Annotated in this window: 11 protein-coding genes; 5 read left to right on the top strand and 6 right to left on the bottom strand. The window is 44.7% G+C overall.

The window, feature by feature from the left end; genetic code table 11:
- Positions 1–2 precede the first annotated feature (2 nt).
- Both dnaN and dnaA read right to left on the bottom strand, forming a co-directional pair.
- Positions 3–1103 carry a DNA polymerase III subunit beta gene (dnaN, locus tag IQ211_RS06750; RefSeq protein ID WP_189758998.1) on the bottom strand — a complete coding sequence of 367 codons (1101 nt, stop codon included), beginning with the start codon at positions 1101–1103 and terminating at the stop codon, positions 3–5.
- A gap of 4 nt (positions 1104–1107) precedes the next feature.
- Entirely contained in the window at positions 1108–2496 is a 1389-nt protein-coding gene (dnaA, locus tag IQ211_RS06745) for a chromosomal replication initiator protein DnaA (protein WP_189758999.1), read from the bottom strand.
- A 751-nt stretch (positions 2497–3247) separates the two neighbouring features.
- On the opposite strand from dnaA, the gene rpmH reads away from it, so the two are divergent.
- The 5 genes from rpmH to mnmE all read left to right on the top strand — a co-directional run bounded on the left by rpmH (position 3248) and on the right by mnmE (position 7082).
- Entirely contained in the window at positions 3248–3388 is a 141-nt protein-coding gene (gene rpmH / locus IQ211_RS06740) for a 50S ribosomal protein L34 (RefSeq protein ID WP_000831330.1), read from the top strand.
- Positions 3389–3405: 17 nt separating this feature from the next.
- The gene (gene rnpA / locus IQ211_RS06735; RefSeq protein ID WP_189759000.1) at positions 3406–3765 is read left to right on the top strand and encodes a ribonuclease P protein component; all 360 of its coding nucleotides are present in this window, start codon (positions 3406–3408) and stop codon (positions 3763–3765) included.
- Positions 3729–3989 (top strand): membrane protein insertion efficiency factor YidD, encoded by a 261-nt coding sequence (gene yidD, locus IQ211_RS06730; protein ID WP_047771132.1) that lies wholly within the window; start codon positions 3729–3731, stop codon positions 3987–3989. The genes rnpA and yidD overlap by 37 nt, the downstream gene beginning before the upstream one ends.
- Before the next feature lie 2 nt (positions 3990–3991).
- Complete coding sequence (gene yidC / locus IQ211_RS06725; protein WP_189759001.1) at positions 3992–5608, top strand: membrane protein insertase YidC; 1617 nt, start codon at positions 3992–3994, stop codon at positions 5606–5608.
- 109 nt (positions 5609–5717) lie between these two features.
- Positions 5718–7082, top strand: coding sequence for a tRNA uridine-5-carboxymethylaminomethyl(34) synthesis GTPase MnmE (mnmE, locus tag IQ211_RS06720; RefSeq protein WP_189759002.1), 1365 nt, complete (start codon positions 5718–5720; stop codon positions 7080–7082).
- Between the two features lie 70 nt (positions 7083–7152).
- Here mnmE and IQ211_RS06715 read toward each other — a convergent pair whose 3' ends face one another.
- The 4 genes from IQ211_RS06715 to IQ211_RS06700 form a co-directional block, all read right to left on the bottom strand.
- A complete protein-coding gene (locus IQ211_RS06715) occupies positions 7153–7974 on the bottom strand; it encodes an energy transducer TonB (protein ID WP_189759003.1) in 822 nt (273 codons plus the stop codon).
- A gap of 20 nt (positions 7975–7994) precedes the next feature.
- Complete coding sequence (locus tag IQ211_RS06710; protein WP_189759004.1) at positions 7995–10973, bottom strand: TonB-dependent receptor domain-containing protein; 2979 nt, start codon at positions 10971–10973, stop codon at positions 7995–7997.
- Positions 10974–11034: 61 nt separating this feature from the next.
- Complete coding sequence (locus IQ211_RS06705) at positions 11035–12510, bottom strand: surface lipoprotein assembly modifier (protein ID WP_189759005.1); 1476 nt, start codon at positions 12508–12510, stop codon at positions 11035–11037.
- Between the two features lie 88 nt (positions 12511–12598).
- Positions 12599–13339 (bottom strand): Slam-dependent surface lipoprotein, encoded by a 741-nt coding sequence (locus IQ211_RS06700; RefSeq protein WP_189759006.1) that lies wholly within the window; start codon positions 13337–13339, stop codon positions 12599–12601.
- Between the last annotated feature and the right edge of the window lie 673 nt (positions 13340–14012).

Raw genomic sequence — 14012 nt, 5'->3', positions numbered from 1 at the left:
TGTTACAGGCGCATTGGCATCACGACATAAGTCGCAGCCTGACTCGCTGAATTCTCAATTTTTACGCTGGATGTGGCATCTGTTAGCAGAAGGCTCACTTGCTCGCATTTCAATGCGTTGAGGACATCCAATATGTAGCTGACATTGAAGCCAATTTCCATTTCAGCCCCCTGGTAACTGACATCAACAATCTCTTCTGCCTCTTCCTGCTCTGGGTTATTGGCGGTAATTCTAAGTTGATTTTCGCTCAAGTAGATGCGAACGCCCCGGAATTTTTCATTGGACAAAATTGCGGCCCGTGAAAATGCTTGCTTAAGCATGTCACAATTGGCTTCTAATGTTTTATCGGGATTTTTGGGTAACACGCGACGATAATCAGGAAAACGGCCATCAACTAACTTCGATGTGAAGATAAAATCACCAACATGAGCACGAATGTTATTGCTGCCAATCTGCAATTGCAGCGGATTGTCACCGCCATCCAGCAGACGCATTAATTCAATGACGCCCTTGCGAGGTACGATCACGGAATGGGACGGCAGATCTTGCCCGATGCTCATGGAACAAACAGCCAAACGGTGGCCGTCTGTGGAAATGGTACGCAATTCTTCGCCTTCAGTTTCAAACAACATACCATTCAAATAATAGCGAACATCCTGATGCGCCATGGAAAATTGGGTGGATTCGATCAGGCGTTTCAGAGTGGACTGAGGCAGAGAAAATTCAACTTCGCTCTGCCAGTCATCAAGATTGGGAAAATCTGATGCGGGTAGCGTAGAGAGTGAAAAACGGCTGCGGCCCGAACGGACGAGAATGCGATCGCTATCCAGTTCTACGCTAATTTCTGCTCCGTCAGGCAACCCACGCCAGATATCGAAAAATTTACGTGCAGGAACAGTTGTTGCACCGGGTTCATGTGGCTGGGTAAGTGTAACCCGAGCTTTCATTTCCATTTCTAAATCGGTGCCCGTCAGCAGCAGGGAACCTTCTGTTACCTGTAATAATAAGTTGCCTAAAATAGGCAGGGTAGGGCGGCCTCCCAAGGGGCTGCTAACCTGTTGCAAAGGTTTTAATAATTGCTCACGTTCAATGATAAATTTCATAGCGCTAGGAAGACAATGTTCTGATTAAGTTAGAAAAATCTTCTTTGATGTCGTGACTCTCTTCACGCAGTTGTTCGATTTTACGACAAGCATGAAGTACGGTTGTATGGTCACGTCCACCAAAGGCATCCCCGATTTCAGGCAAGCTGTGATTGGTCAGCTCTTTTGCCAGCGCCATTGCCATTTGTCTCGGACGGGCAACGGAGCGTGAACGGCGCTTGGAAAGCAGATCTGCAACCTTGATTTTGTAATATTCAGCCACCGTTTTCTGAATATTATCGATGGTTACCAGCTTTTCCTGTAGAGCCAATAAGTCACGTAATGCTTCGCGTACAAAATCAATAGTAATCGCACGGCCGGTAAAATTGGCATTGGCGATGACTCTGTTCAAAGCGCCTTCGAGTTCACGAACGTTAGAGCGCAGGCGTTTAGCAATAAAGAAAGCCACTTCTCCCGGCAACTGGATTTGATTCTCATCGGCTTTCTTCATCAGAATGGCAACGCGAGTTTCCAGCTCCGGTGGTTCAATAGCAACGGTCAATCCCCAGCCAAAACGGGATTTTAACCGATCTTCGACGCCATTTATCTCTTTCGGATAGCGATCTGATGTCAGAATAATCTGTTGATTACCTTCTAACAGAGCATTGAACGTGTGAAAGAATTCTTCCTGGGATCGCTCTTTATTGGCAAAAAACTGAATATCATCGATCAGCAGGGCATCAACTGAGCGATAGTAACGTTTGAATTCTTCTATAGCATTGTTTTGTAATGCTTTTACCATATCCTGAACGAAGCGTTCAGAGTGCATGTAAACCACTTTTGCATTAGCTTTGCGTGCCATAATGCTGTTGCCGACAGCGTGCAAAAGGTGGGTTTTACCCAGTCCGGTTCCGCCATAAAGAAACAGAGGATTGTATGCTCCACCAGGATTATCAGCCACTTGTCTGGCAGCAGCTCTGGCGAGCTGGTTGGATTTACCTTCAACAAAGTTATCGAATGTATGCTTGGGATTAACATTGGAACGATAAGATAACTCTGGCTGAGCTTTTGCGTTATCCCAGCTTGGGCGTACTGATGAACTGGACGGCGCAGCAGCCACCGGCATATCGGCAATGATTTTCTGAGATGCAGACTGGTTTGGTGAAACAGGTTTGTTTCCTACTTCAAAACGCAGTAACGGTACTTCAGGACCACAGAAATCATTTAATAACAAATTGATATTATTAATATATTTCTCTCTCACCCAATCCAACACAAAACGGTTGGGGGCATAGAGAGCCAAAGTGTTATCACTCAGTTCTGCCTGAAGGGGTCGTATCCACATACTGAATTCTGTGGCAGGTAACTCATCCTGCAATCGGGCAAGACATTGCTGCCAAAGCGAAAGTGACACGGCGAACTCCCCTAAAACAAGACCAATAAAAGAAACCGGAATAAAAGACACGTTATATTGGGCACAAGGCATTATTCCTCTCTGTTTCTTATGTGACGAGGAACAGAGCATGCACCTTGTGGCGATTTTTAACATCATCGCTCCCCAAAGATCCACATAATCTGTATATAGAGAGACAGGGATCGGGATCAACGATCATAACGCAAAAGACGACACAAATCCTCATTCTTTTACACAGCTTTGACGCTTTTTATCCACAGGGAGATCACCACGCTTTGGCACTTGCAGAATATAAAGGCCCGTAAGAGATACTGTAGTGTAATCATGGCATATAGCAAACTTCATTTAGCTGCTGTTTGAAATTCAATAGGTTGATAATGCTATGATCACGCATTAAGAATGCAATGATAGGTGTATGATCCTTGCGCTTTATTACACAGTCCGTATAATCTTGCACCCTGCGTGTTATGCCAACGATTTTTTCCGGTTAGGTCTGGTGAGGATTTGGGGTTAGCACTTCGGGTAGCAAAAAGTCTGACTTATCTGTGATTGATTGAAATAAAAAAATCTGACAGGGAGGCAGTCAGGCTCGCGTCATCTTAGATTGACTAGGGGTAGTACATTTTATTACAATCCTGCCTCTTTCTATATATTGATGTTGCGACTGAGGCATCGGTGTCTACTTTATTCTCACTGGTCGCCAACGCATTTGCTGAATCAGTAACAAATTTTAAGCTAGGTAGAAATCGCTATGAAACGCACTTTTCAACCATCCGTACTGAAGCGTAACCGTTCTCACGGCTTCCGCGCTCGTATGGCCACTAAAAATGGTCGTCAGGTTCTGGCTCGCCGTCGTGCGAAAGGCCGTGCTCGTCTGACTGTTTCTAAGTAATAAAGCTAACCAACCAAGTGGTTAAGCTCGCTTTTCCGAGGGAGTTACGTTTGTTAACTCCCGAGCATTTCACTTATGTTTTCCAGCAGCCGCAACGGGCAAGCTCCGCAGAGTTAACAATTCTTGGGCGCTTGAATGAGCTGGGGCATCCCCGCATCGGTCTAACCGTCGCCAAAAAAAATGTTAAACGCGCCCATGAGCGTAATCGTATCAAGCGACTGGCTCGTGAAAGTTTTCGTTTAAACCAGCATAAATTGCCTCCAATGGATTTTGTGGTTTTGGTGAGGAAAGGGGTCGCTGAGCTCGATAACCGTGAGCTAACGGAAGCTTTGGGCAAATTATGGCGTCGTCACTGTCGCTTGGCTCGCGCCTCCTGATTGCTTTGATCAGGGGTTATCAGTTAGTGATTAGTCCACTGCTGGGGCCTCGTTGTCGTTTCAATCCTACCTGTTCCCACTATGGCATAGAGGCATTGCGCAGGTTTGGGATGATAAAAGGCAGTTGGTTAACAGTGAAACGCGTATTAAAATGCCACCCTTTACACGAAGGTGGTGATGATCCTGTCCCACCTAAAAAAAACGATGATAACAGAGAACATTAACGATGGATTCGCAACGCAATCTTCTTCTCATCGCTTTGCTGTTTGTTTCGTTCTTGGTCTGGCAGGCGTGGGAAAATGATAAAAACCCACAACCAACGGCCCAGATCACGCAGCAAGCAAATACTACGCTGAGTAGCGAAGCAAGCAGTGGGCAAGGTAAACTGATCACCGTGAAAACGGATGTGCTTTCACTGCACATTAATACCCGTGGCGGTGATATCGAGGAGGCTGATCTGCTGGCCTATCCTGATACTCTCGGTTCCAAAACTCCGTTTAAATTGCTGGAAACAACCCCTGAATTTACTTATCAGGCTCAAAGTGGATTAACGGGTATCAATGGTCCCGATAATCAAGCTGAACGCCCACTTTATCATGCCACTCAGGATAGCTTTGTTTTGGCTGATGGTCAGAATGAATTGCGTATCCCAATGACTTATACTGCGCCGGACGGTGTTGTTTATGTCAAGACCTTCGTTTTAAGACGTGGCGACTATGCAGTTTCTGTTGATTACAACATCAATAACGTCACTGATAAACCATTACAGATGGCCTTTTTCGGTCAGTTGAAGCAGAGCGTTGAGCTGCCAAAACATCGCGATACTGGCAGTAGCAACTTTGCTTTGCATACATATCGTGGTGCTGCTTACTCTTCTGATGAAGAAAAATACGAAAAATACAAATTTGATGATATTGAAAGTAAAGCGCTTTCCGTGACCACAAAAGGCGGCTGGGTAGCAATGCTCCAGCAATATTTCGCCACTGCGTGGGTTCCGGGAGAAAGCAAAACCAGTACTTTCTATACCAAAGACCTGAAAAACCAAAAAATGGCGATCATCGGGTACAAAGGTGAAGACATCAATATTGCGCCGAACAGCCAACAGAATATCTCTTCTACCCTGTGGGTTGGCCCTGAAATTCAGGACAAAATGGCAGCGGTTGCACCCCATCTGGATCTGACCGTGGATTACGGTTGGTTGTGGTTTATTTCTCAGCCATTATTTAAATTGCTGAAATTCCTGCATGAGTTCATCGGTAACTGGGGCTTCTCCATTATTGCGATTACCTTTATCGTGCGCGGTATCATGTACCCGCTGACCAAGGCGCAATATACCTCAATGGCGAAAATGCGTCTGTTGCAGCCAAAAATCACGGCAATGCGTGAGCGTTTTGGTGATGATCGCCAGCGCATGAGTCAGGAAATGATGGCACTGTATAAGACAGAGAAAGTGAACCCACTGGGTGGCTGTTTACCTCTGGTAATTCAGATGCCAATCTTCCTGGCATTGTATTACATGTTGATGGGCTCTGTTGAGTTGCGCCATGCCCCATTCATTGGTTGGATTAACGACTTGTCTGCTCAAGATCCTTACTACATCCTGCCATTACTGATGGGTGTGACCATGTTTGTTATCCAGAAACTGTCACCGACTACTGTGACTGATCCAATGCAGCAGAAGATCATGACCTATATGCCTGTTGTGTTCACGGTTTTCTTCCTGTGGTTCCCATCTGGTCTGGTGCTGTACTACATCGTCAGTAACCTGGTTACTATTATCCAGCAGCAAGTTATTTTCCGTAGCCTGGAAAAACGTGGTTTGCATACCCGTGAGAAAAAGTAGCTGTTTTTAAAATAGCTGTTTTTAAAAATATAAGTGGAAGGCGGTCATTGGCCGCCTTTATTATTTTAGTTTTTAAAGATAACGAACCTAGGTCAAAAGAGAGAATTTCATGAATACCACCGATACAATAGTCGCTCAGGCCACTCCTCCGGGACGAGGCGGTGTAGGCATTCTGCGTATTTCTGGCCCTAAGGCTGCGAAAGTTGCTGAGGTGGTATTGGGTAAACTCCCAAAACCTCGTTATGCCGATTATCTGCCTTTCCGTGATGCGGATGGCTCTGTGCTTGATCAAGGTATTGCACTTTACTTTCCCGGCCCTAACTCATTTACGGGGGAAGATGTTCTGGAGCTTCAAGGGCACGGTGGGCCGGTTATTCTGGATTTGCTGTTAAAGCGCATTCTGGCGATTTCCGGTGTACGCATTGCCAACCCTGGCGAATTCTCTGAACGGGCTTTCCTCAATGATAAACTTGACCTGGCACAGGCGGAAGCCATTGCGGATTTGATTGACGCCAGTTCTGAACAAGCCGCACGTTCCGCGATGAACTCCCTGCAAGGTGCATTCTCCAACCAAGTCCATGAAATGGTAGAAGCGCTGACTAACTTGCGGATCTATGTTGAAGCCGCGATTGATTTTCCCGATGAAGAGATTGATTTCCTTTCCGACGGCAAGATAGAAGCCAAGTTGGATGAAGTGATCGCAGAACTGGAGCACGTTCGTTCACAGGCGCGTCAAGGCAGCTTGTTGCGCGAAGGTATGAAAGTTGTCATTGCAGGGCGACCGAATGCGGGTAAGTCCAGTTTGCTTAATGCACTGGCAGGTCGTGAAGCCGCGATTGTGACTGATATTGCGGGCACAACACGCGATGTTTTGCGTGAACATATCCATATTGATGGAATGCCACTGCATGTGATTGATACGGCAGGCTTGCGCGAAGCCAGTGATGAAGTGGAGCGTATTGGTATAGAACGGGCATGGCAGGAAATTGAGCAGGCGGATCGCGTGCTGTTTATGGTAGACAGTACGACAACGGATGCCGTTGAGCCTGCACAAATCTGGCCTGAATTTATGGCTAAGCTGCCAGAATCGCTACCTGTTACTGTTATCCGTAATAAGACAGATATGACGGGGGAAGAAACGGGTGTTGCAGAAACCAGTGGCTATACATTAATTCGTCTCTCTGCCCGTGATGGGAAAGGTATCGGTTTTCTGCGTGATCACCTAAAAGAAGCCATGGGATTCAACAGCAATACAGAAGGCGGCTTCCTTGCCCGTCGTCGTCATTTGCAGGCATTAAACACGGCAGCAGAACATTTACAGGAAGGCCACCAACAGCTTATCTTTGCTCGTTCAGGGGAACTGCTGGCAGAAGAACTGCGTTTGGCACAGCAAGCATTAAGCGAAATCACTGGTGAATTTACTTCCGATGATTTACTTGGGCGGATTTTTTCCAGTTTTTGTATTGGGAAGTAAGATTGCAGTAAGACCATTAATTAGCCAATGACAATCATTCCTCGCCCCGATTGGGAGCGAGAGATGGGACTTACCTCAATGTAAAATCAAGTGTCAGCATAACATTAGGCTCTATACCTGCTGGTATAGGGCCAACTGAATTGGCACTATTGATCGCATCAAGTGCGGCATTATCCAGTGTGCTATTGCCGGAGGAATTAACGACCTTGGCGGCAGTCAAGGTGCCGTCACCTAGCAGGGTAAAGCTGACTGTGACTATACCTTGTTGTTTCATCCTCTTTGCTCTGCGAGGATAGCGTTTATGGCGTTCTATTTCTTGCCGCAGTCTTGCCGAATAATTGTCTACTTCGCTATTTCCTTGCCCCACCAAAGGTTGTGATGTTGCTGCGCGGCTCATACTGCCTTCTGAATTAGCCTGATCGTTACCGTGCGTTTCCTGCTCTGTCTGATTGTTTTTCTCTACCTGTGGTGATTGGATGGTTTTCTTTTCTGCCACTTCTTGCGGTTTTTCTTTCGGCTGCTTTTGGCGTTTCTTAGGCTTATCGGCTGCCGGCGGTCTGGCTATCTTATTTTCAGGGTGAATGGCTTTATCCAGTACGAGGTCTGGTTTTGTTGGTGATTCCGGTGCGGACAAAAGTGGGGAGGGAGGAGAAACAGGCTCCGGCTTATTTTCCCACGATGGGGCAGCAACCATCGTAATGGATAACCCCATAGTAGAAGCGTTATTGTTGATATGATGCGCCGCGTCATCATCATATGAAGTATGTCGGTTAAACAGCCATATCAGACTGGTATGCAATAAAATGGCGATTAAGATACCAACCAGCACTCCCCTTTTGGGCATCAATGGAAAACAAGCGGCTGGATTGTCTAATATGGCTGTATTGGTCATACGATCCTCTTATCAAGCACCTAAAATTGGCTGGTCAAACTGAGTTTAAAAGTTCTGCCCGGCGCTGGAATCATCGAACGTGTCAGCGGATCGAGATAGTAGCGGTTAGTTAGGTTTGTGCCAGTTAACTCTATGGATATAGTAGGAGTGATTTGATAGTTGATATAGGCATCAACCGTAAACACCGGATTCCAGCGCATTGGGTTATTAGACTGTCCTTTATAAATATCCGGTAAGGCATTCATCAGCCATTTTTCATCCTTGTTTTCTGCCTTACTGTGATAGAGTATTCGGCTACCTAGCTCCAGTTTTTCATCAAACAGGCGGCCGCCGACGCTCAGGTTAGCTGAGTATTTAGGCTGAATAGAGGTACGTAAATAACCGCCAGGGAAACCACCATCAATACATTCGGGTATACCATAACGATTCTGGGAATCCAGTCTCATGACAGAGTTATTGTCACAGACCTTGTTTTTCATGTTATAGACCAACCCCATATCGGCAAAGAAACTGCCGTTGTCATAGCGTGCTTGTAGTTCCAAACCAGCCAATTTTTGTTTGTCCAATTGGGAGAATTTATAGGTAGTGTCCCGATCGAACACATTTTCAATGAGGGTGTTGTAATAGGAGAGTTTGATATCGGCATGGCGTTCAGCTTCGACTAATTGGCTAAAGTCATAGACTAAGCCAACTTCCGCGGTTTTGGCGCGCTCAGGCTTAAATTTATGGCCTATTTGGTTGGTTGGAGAGCCTGAAAAACCGACGGTATCTTCAAAAATGCTGGGCATTCTTACCGCTTCAGCATAACGGGCGTAGATACGGAAATCATCTGTAACATAGGCCGTTGCGGAGAAAGTGGGTGCCCAAGCGTGATCCTTACGTTTTGGCGCAGTTTCCCAGAGATCGTCAACAGCAGGGCCTTGTACGCCAGTAGCGTCAGCTCTCTCACCGTATTCATATTTATAGACTTCTTTGCCGCTTATTGGGTCAATAACCTTTTCATTCATGTCTAATTGGCCATTGAAATAGGGGTTACCGCTTTTACTGAGCTTGCCATTGCTAGGATCGTACTTCCAAGTGAATTTTTCTCTAACCATATTACGCTTTAGGCCATCACGTGAATCAATACGAGTTGTCTCAACCACAGGGTATTCAGTTTGGAGTTTATTCATAAACTCAATCCTCTCTGCGGAGCTCATTTTCAAGCTGTTGTTTGATCTTATAAATTGTTTTCTTTTTTTCATCATATTAGATTCAGTTTCAGTTATTGTTCGCCAATAACTCATTTCATGACCAATGGTTTCCGGTTGTTTCTGATAACGGCTATCTTTTACGGCACGCCGTTCATTAAGCAAATCATCTTGAGACCAATAAGAAACGCGCTTGGCTCCTGCATTCAGTTCCAGCCATGAAGCAGGTCGCCAGTTAAAGTTAAAGGCGAGATTGATTTCCTGACGTTGTCCTTTCCGTGTCGGTGACTGGTCAAAATATAGATTAGGTGAATCATAATCATCATTGGAATCAAGGCGTTCCCGTTGGAAATTTCCCATTAAAGTCAGTTCTAAACTCGGGTGCAGGGTAAATTTATTGGAAAGATCAACACCCCAACGATTGTTTTGAGAATGGGTGATGGCAGTATTGATCAATGTGCCATCGATATTGGCGTTTCTGCCCTCAAGACCATCTTCCCAACGCCAGTCTCTGTCAACAGGAGTACGCGGATATCCTCCGGCGGTGTTGGTATTGCTGGTGGTGCGAGTTGTCCATAAATTCATGTCGAAGTCGACATAGGGGTTATTCTCAGGTTGCCATTTATAGGTCAGGTTGGCAGCTTTCTGGAGAACTTTCGCTAATGGCCATTGAGGAACTTTATTTTCTTCAGGTATGACCCAGCCCAGACGTGAAGGCATAATATCACCAAACTCCATATGGGTATTACGAATCCCCAACTGTAGAACCTGATCTTCGGTGAAACGCCAAGTATTTTTAATTAATACAGAACGCATTTCACTGGAAGTGTTAGGAACTTCATTACCGGGACGATAGATACGAGCGGCAAAAGGCAGATAGGGGTCCAGTGTTGTCTGGACATTCTTCATGAGTTCCCTGTCGTTTTCCGTAATGGGTTCATCATAGCGATGGGCGCCCCCTTTGCCGGCAAAATAGTTACCCTGACGACGGTATGCATAGGCCAGCATTAGGTCAAAATATTCCTGCCGTGTTCCTAATGCGATGCGGAAGGCATTATCTTTGAAACCAAACAGTTTATTGTCTTTCGATGAATGAGGTGTAATTTGCAACTCTGGATCGGTTTCCACCTTGTTTTGGATAAAGTTAGGAATATCGCGGTAGTCCTGTCCCAATTGTAGGGATGGTGTACGCTCCCTCACTGAGTTACTACTGGTTTCCAGCTTAGTATTGATACCGAAAGTTTCCCCTTTTGGCACCACGTCATCAATGGTCAAGGTCTTGATAGATACTGCCCCACCGATTGATCCTTTAACTTTACGGTTCAGTGAAGGGCCTTTTTCGATTTCAATGCTACTGATTAAATTTGGATCGATGTAGTTACGGTTATTGGCTCCATTATAACCTCGCCCGACGGTAATAGCCTGTTCTGTGCCATCGATGGTGATGGGAATTCGCCCTTGTCCCTGAACACCACGGATATTGACATCCAGGGCACCACTATTGCGGGCGTCACCGCTATATACACCGACAGCACCTTTAATTAAATCGGCGGGAGAAGCGCCCTTGTAGCGCTCTATCTGCTCTTTGCCGATATAAATATTGGAGATATCTTTGTCATAGACTGCGTTATAACCCTCTTCATCTTTATCACTGTTATCCGTGACACGAATCTTGCCTAGATCCGTCTTACTATTTGAGGTTGTGGCTGTAGGTTTAGATTCGGCAAATAGGGGTGGGGCAATTAGTGATAATGCCAGTGACAATGCAATTGTGGTGGGGGTGAACTGTGTTTTAATTCGGTATGTCATTGATGTCTCTTGCCTCGATTTATCAATTATCATCACACAAAAGAAAAGAATAACTATTTGATTAAAAATATTTTTCTAGTCTGATTAGCACTTCGTTTTTGTTATAGCTGTACATCCAAGCCACATTGCTGTGATTGCGTCGATGGCGGAAAGTGAAAGAAGGTGTCATGCCCCATATTTCAGCGGCGGGTACTTTTATGATGGCGCTGTAAATCTGCTCATTATCTTGGCGTGTGGCATTCAACATCGGGTTGTAAGCGCCAAAATGACGTTTTTTCAGTGTGGCAAACAGAGAACCATTGATTCCGGGATAGATTTGTCCGGCAATCCCTGTCCGAATTCCCCATTGCTGGTAGCGATCCACGGCATACTGGTCGTTGTCGCGATAAACCCAATCGCCGCCGCCAAACAGGACAACGTCTTTGCTAATGGAATGGAATAGAGTGAGGTAGGCTGAGGTAAAGCTGCCATCTTTCCTGCGAAAACTTGGCTGATGATGTAGCTGTTTGTGCTCAAGTTCAACATTCATGGCTGTTTTGGGTGTGAACGCCCATCGCCATTCTGTTTTGGCACCTACCGCACGGTAATAGGGTTCGCCTGCTCGTTGTTTATATTCAAACAGAGGCCCAAAAGAGAAATCGTGACTTTTGCTTTTGTAGCTGTATCCACTAACCAGTTGAAATGTATTCTCGTTTTCATCATGGTAATTACGATAGTTTTCACCATAAATCAGGCCACGACCAAAAATACCGTGATGTCCTGTAAGTTGATAACGCCGACTTAATGTTGCGTCATAAGACGTACCCCATGCTCTGATGGCCTTTGGTATCTGCCTTTTATAGAGTATTTGCTCTATGGGATCAAAATCGTAACGGGGATTTTCCTGATCAGGAGACATATTTACATTATCATTATAAGCGTAACCAGCCGAGAAAGAGCCGCGCCAACTATTTCTCAGATCTATCGCTTCCCGATAGCTGTTAATATTTTTCAGCACGACTTCTGGTAACTTTTGTGCTTTATACAATCCAGTAAATAGTTGCTCAGCTTCCCGATTTTTATGATCCTCAAAATAGACGCGAGCTAATTCCAGTTCGATACGAGGAAAATCGGGCTGTTGATTCAGAACTTGTTGATAATGATAAGCGGCGAGATCTAAATTGCCCTCAAGACGTGCCAGCCCGCCCTGAGCAAAATTGACCAACATTACATCATGTTCCGGCAATTTTTGATAAGCCGAGAGAAAACGTCTGACATCTGACCATTGTTGATGGTTAATAGCCAGGAATAGTGCTTGGCCGATATCATTAATATTGTTTTCGACCTGAAACGTTTGTCCGTTAATGACAATCAGTGAAGCATTATTTTCAACAAAAATAGGATCTGGCGTAATCAGATTGGTTTCATTTTCCTGTTGATTATGTTGTGCTTCTTGCCAGATTTTTCTTGGGGTATCTTCATCGGCATAAACGGATAGGGATAGGCATAGCGCCACCAGTGCCGTTGATAATATTGGCGTAATTTTATTGTCAGACATCGGGAAACCAGATCACAAAGCTCACGTTATTAAGAATAAAAAAACAGAGAACAGCCCAGGATGGCACTGTTCTCTGAAAAATTAATGACTACTGTTTAGAACCACCAAAGGCGGTATCTTTGGTGTCATCATCAGCAAATTTCGCATACCCTGCCAAACTAGATGCGTTATCGCCAAAGAAGTGACCACTGGTGCTGCCAACCAAATCATCAGTTATGGCTATACCGTTGAATTTGGCATCAGCGCCAATATTGGCACTAATATCTATTGTCATTGCGGTATTTTCCATGGAACCGACCAGGGTTTTCTCACCGAAGTCTGCGGTAAATGTACCGGCCAGAGCATTGTCACCGCTGTACTGGTTAATACCTGTCACTGTATAAGTTGCTGTACCGTCGGTTGGAATATTGGTAGTGATATCCTTGCCTGCATAGTAAACCGTATGGGTACTATCACCAGCCTGACCGGTCTGAGACCATTCACCAAAATAAACGTCAGCATTAGCAACCTTACTAAAATGGAATACCCCCATCCCGCCATGAGAGCCTGGTGCACCTGCTCTTGAGATATTATGAATACCATTGCTGTCCGTTGGTGCCATGCGAGTTAAGCCAGAAAAACCGATGAGTTTTCCTCCACCGATTGAACTGACTCCAATGCCTGGGGCGCCATTCGCACCACCGTGTGAATTTGAACCTGTTTGAGTTTCACCAACCTTGACATATGATGGTGAGCTTATTTGACTCTGCCCGAAACCAACTTCTGCCTGAGCCTGTGCCATAAATCCCAATGTGCCTAAAGCGGCGATTAATACGTTGAACTTTTTCATCATTATCCTCGTTTGGAGTGGGGGATCCCTCGTTACCCAATCTTAAAAACGGCCTGATCTATCGCGCGAGAAAAACGTACACCGTTCAAATGATAATGTAAATGATAATTATTATTATTTGTTTCACTAATAATAGGGTTTATTAGTCAATATCTTTTTTTATTTTATTGATTTTTATTTTATTTTTTACATTTTGGGTAAGGTTTAATCTATCTGATTTTTTTTGAAAATGTGAGGTTGGTAGATTTTATTAACTGAGGTTATTTTGTTGTTAACAAATTAATTAGGATTAAAAAATTTCTAATGTAATTAAATTAATGGGGTTACACCAATTTCTAACTTTAAGATGAGTGTAATTTCTCCCCACAAAGCGGGGGGAGAAATCACGTTTCATAGAGTGTTGTAAATTGCAACTTGAAGTTTAATGCGTATATAAATAGGTATTTCATAATACTGAGAGTATCAGATGTTGGCATTCCTTACCCCGCTCGTCGTAAGGAATACCCCTATCATTTTGAAACGCTATTTATAACCACTCATATAATTAAATAGAGTTAATACAACGCGATGCTCGACTTTCGAGGTGAGTTGAAATGACATAGCCTGTCCTTTATAACTTTAAGTGACCAAACTGAAAGAAATAAAGGAACAAAAGGCTATGTCACAACAAGAT

The organism is Xenorhabdus griffiniae (assembly GCF_015163655.1).
Classification (GTDB): Bacteria; Pseudomonadota; Gammaproteobacteria; order Enterobacterales; family Enterobacteriaceae; genus Xenorhabdus; species Xenorhabdus griffiniae.
This window is presented reverse-complemented; position numbering and strand designations above follow the sequence as displayed.

Coding starts and splice junctions, on each gene's coding strand:
- dnaN (WP_189758998.1), bottom strand. CDS start 1,103: ATGAAATTTATCATTGAACGTGAGCAATTATTAAAACCTTTGCAACAG.
- rpmH (WP_000831330.1), top strand. CDS start 3,248: ATGAAACGCACTTTTCAACCATCCGTACTGAAGCGTAACCGTTCTCAC.
- yidD (WP_047771132.1), top strand. CDS start 3,729: ATGGCGTCGTCACTGTCGCTTGGCTCGCGCCTCCTGATTGCTTTGATC.
- yidC (WP_189759001.1), top strand. CDS start 3,992: ATGGATTCGCAACGCAATCTTCTTCTCATCGCTTTGCTGTTTGTTTCG.
- mnmE (WP_189759002.1), top strand. CDS start 5,718: ATGAATACCACCGATACAATAGTCGCTCAGGCCACTCCTCCGGGACGA.
- IQ211_RS06715 (WP_189759003.1), bottom strand. CDS start 7,974: ATGACCAATACAGCCATATTAGACAATCCAGCCGCTTGTTTTCCATTG.
- IQ211_RS06710 (WP_189759004.1), bottom strand. CDS start 10,973: ATGACATACCGAATTAAAACACAGTTCACCCCCACCACAATTGCATTG.
- IQ211_RS06705 (WP_189759005.1), bottom strand. CDS start 12,510: ATGTCTGACAATAAAATTACGCCAATATTATCAACGGCACTGGTGGCG.
- IQ211_RS06700 (WP_189759006.1), bottom strand. CDS start 13,339: ATGAAAAAGTTCAACGTATTAATCGCCGCTTTAGGCACATTGGGATTT.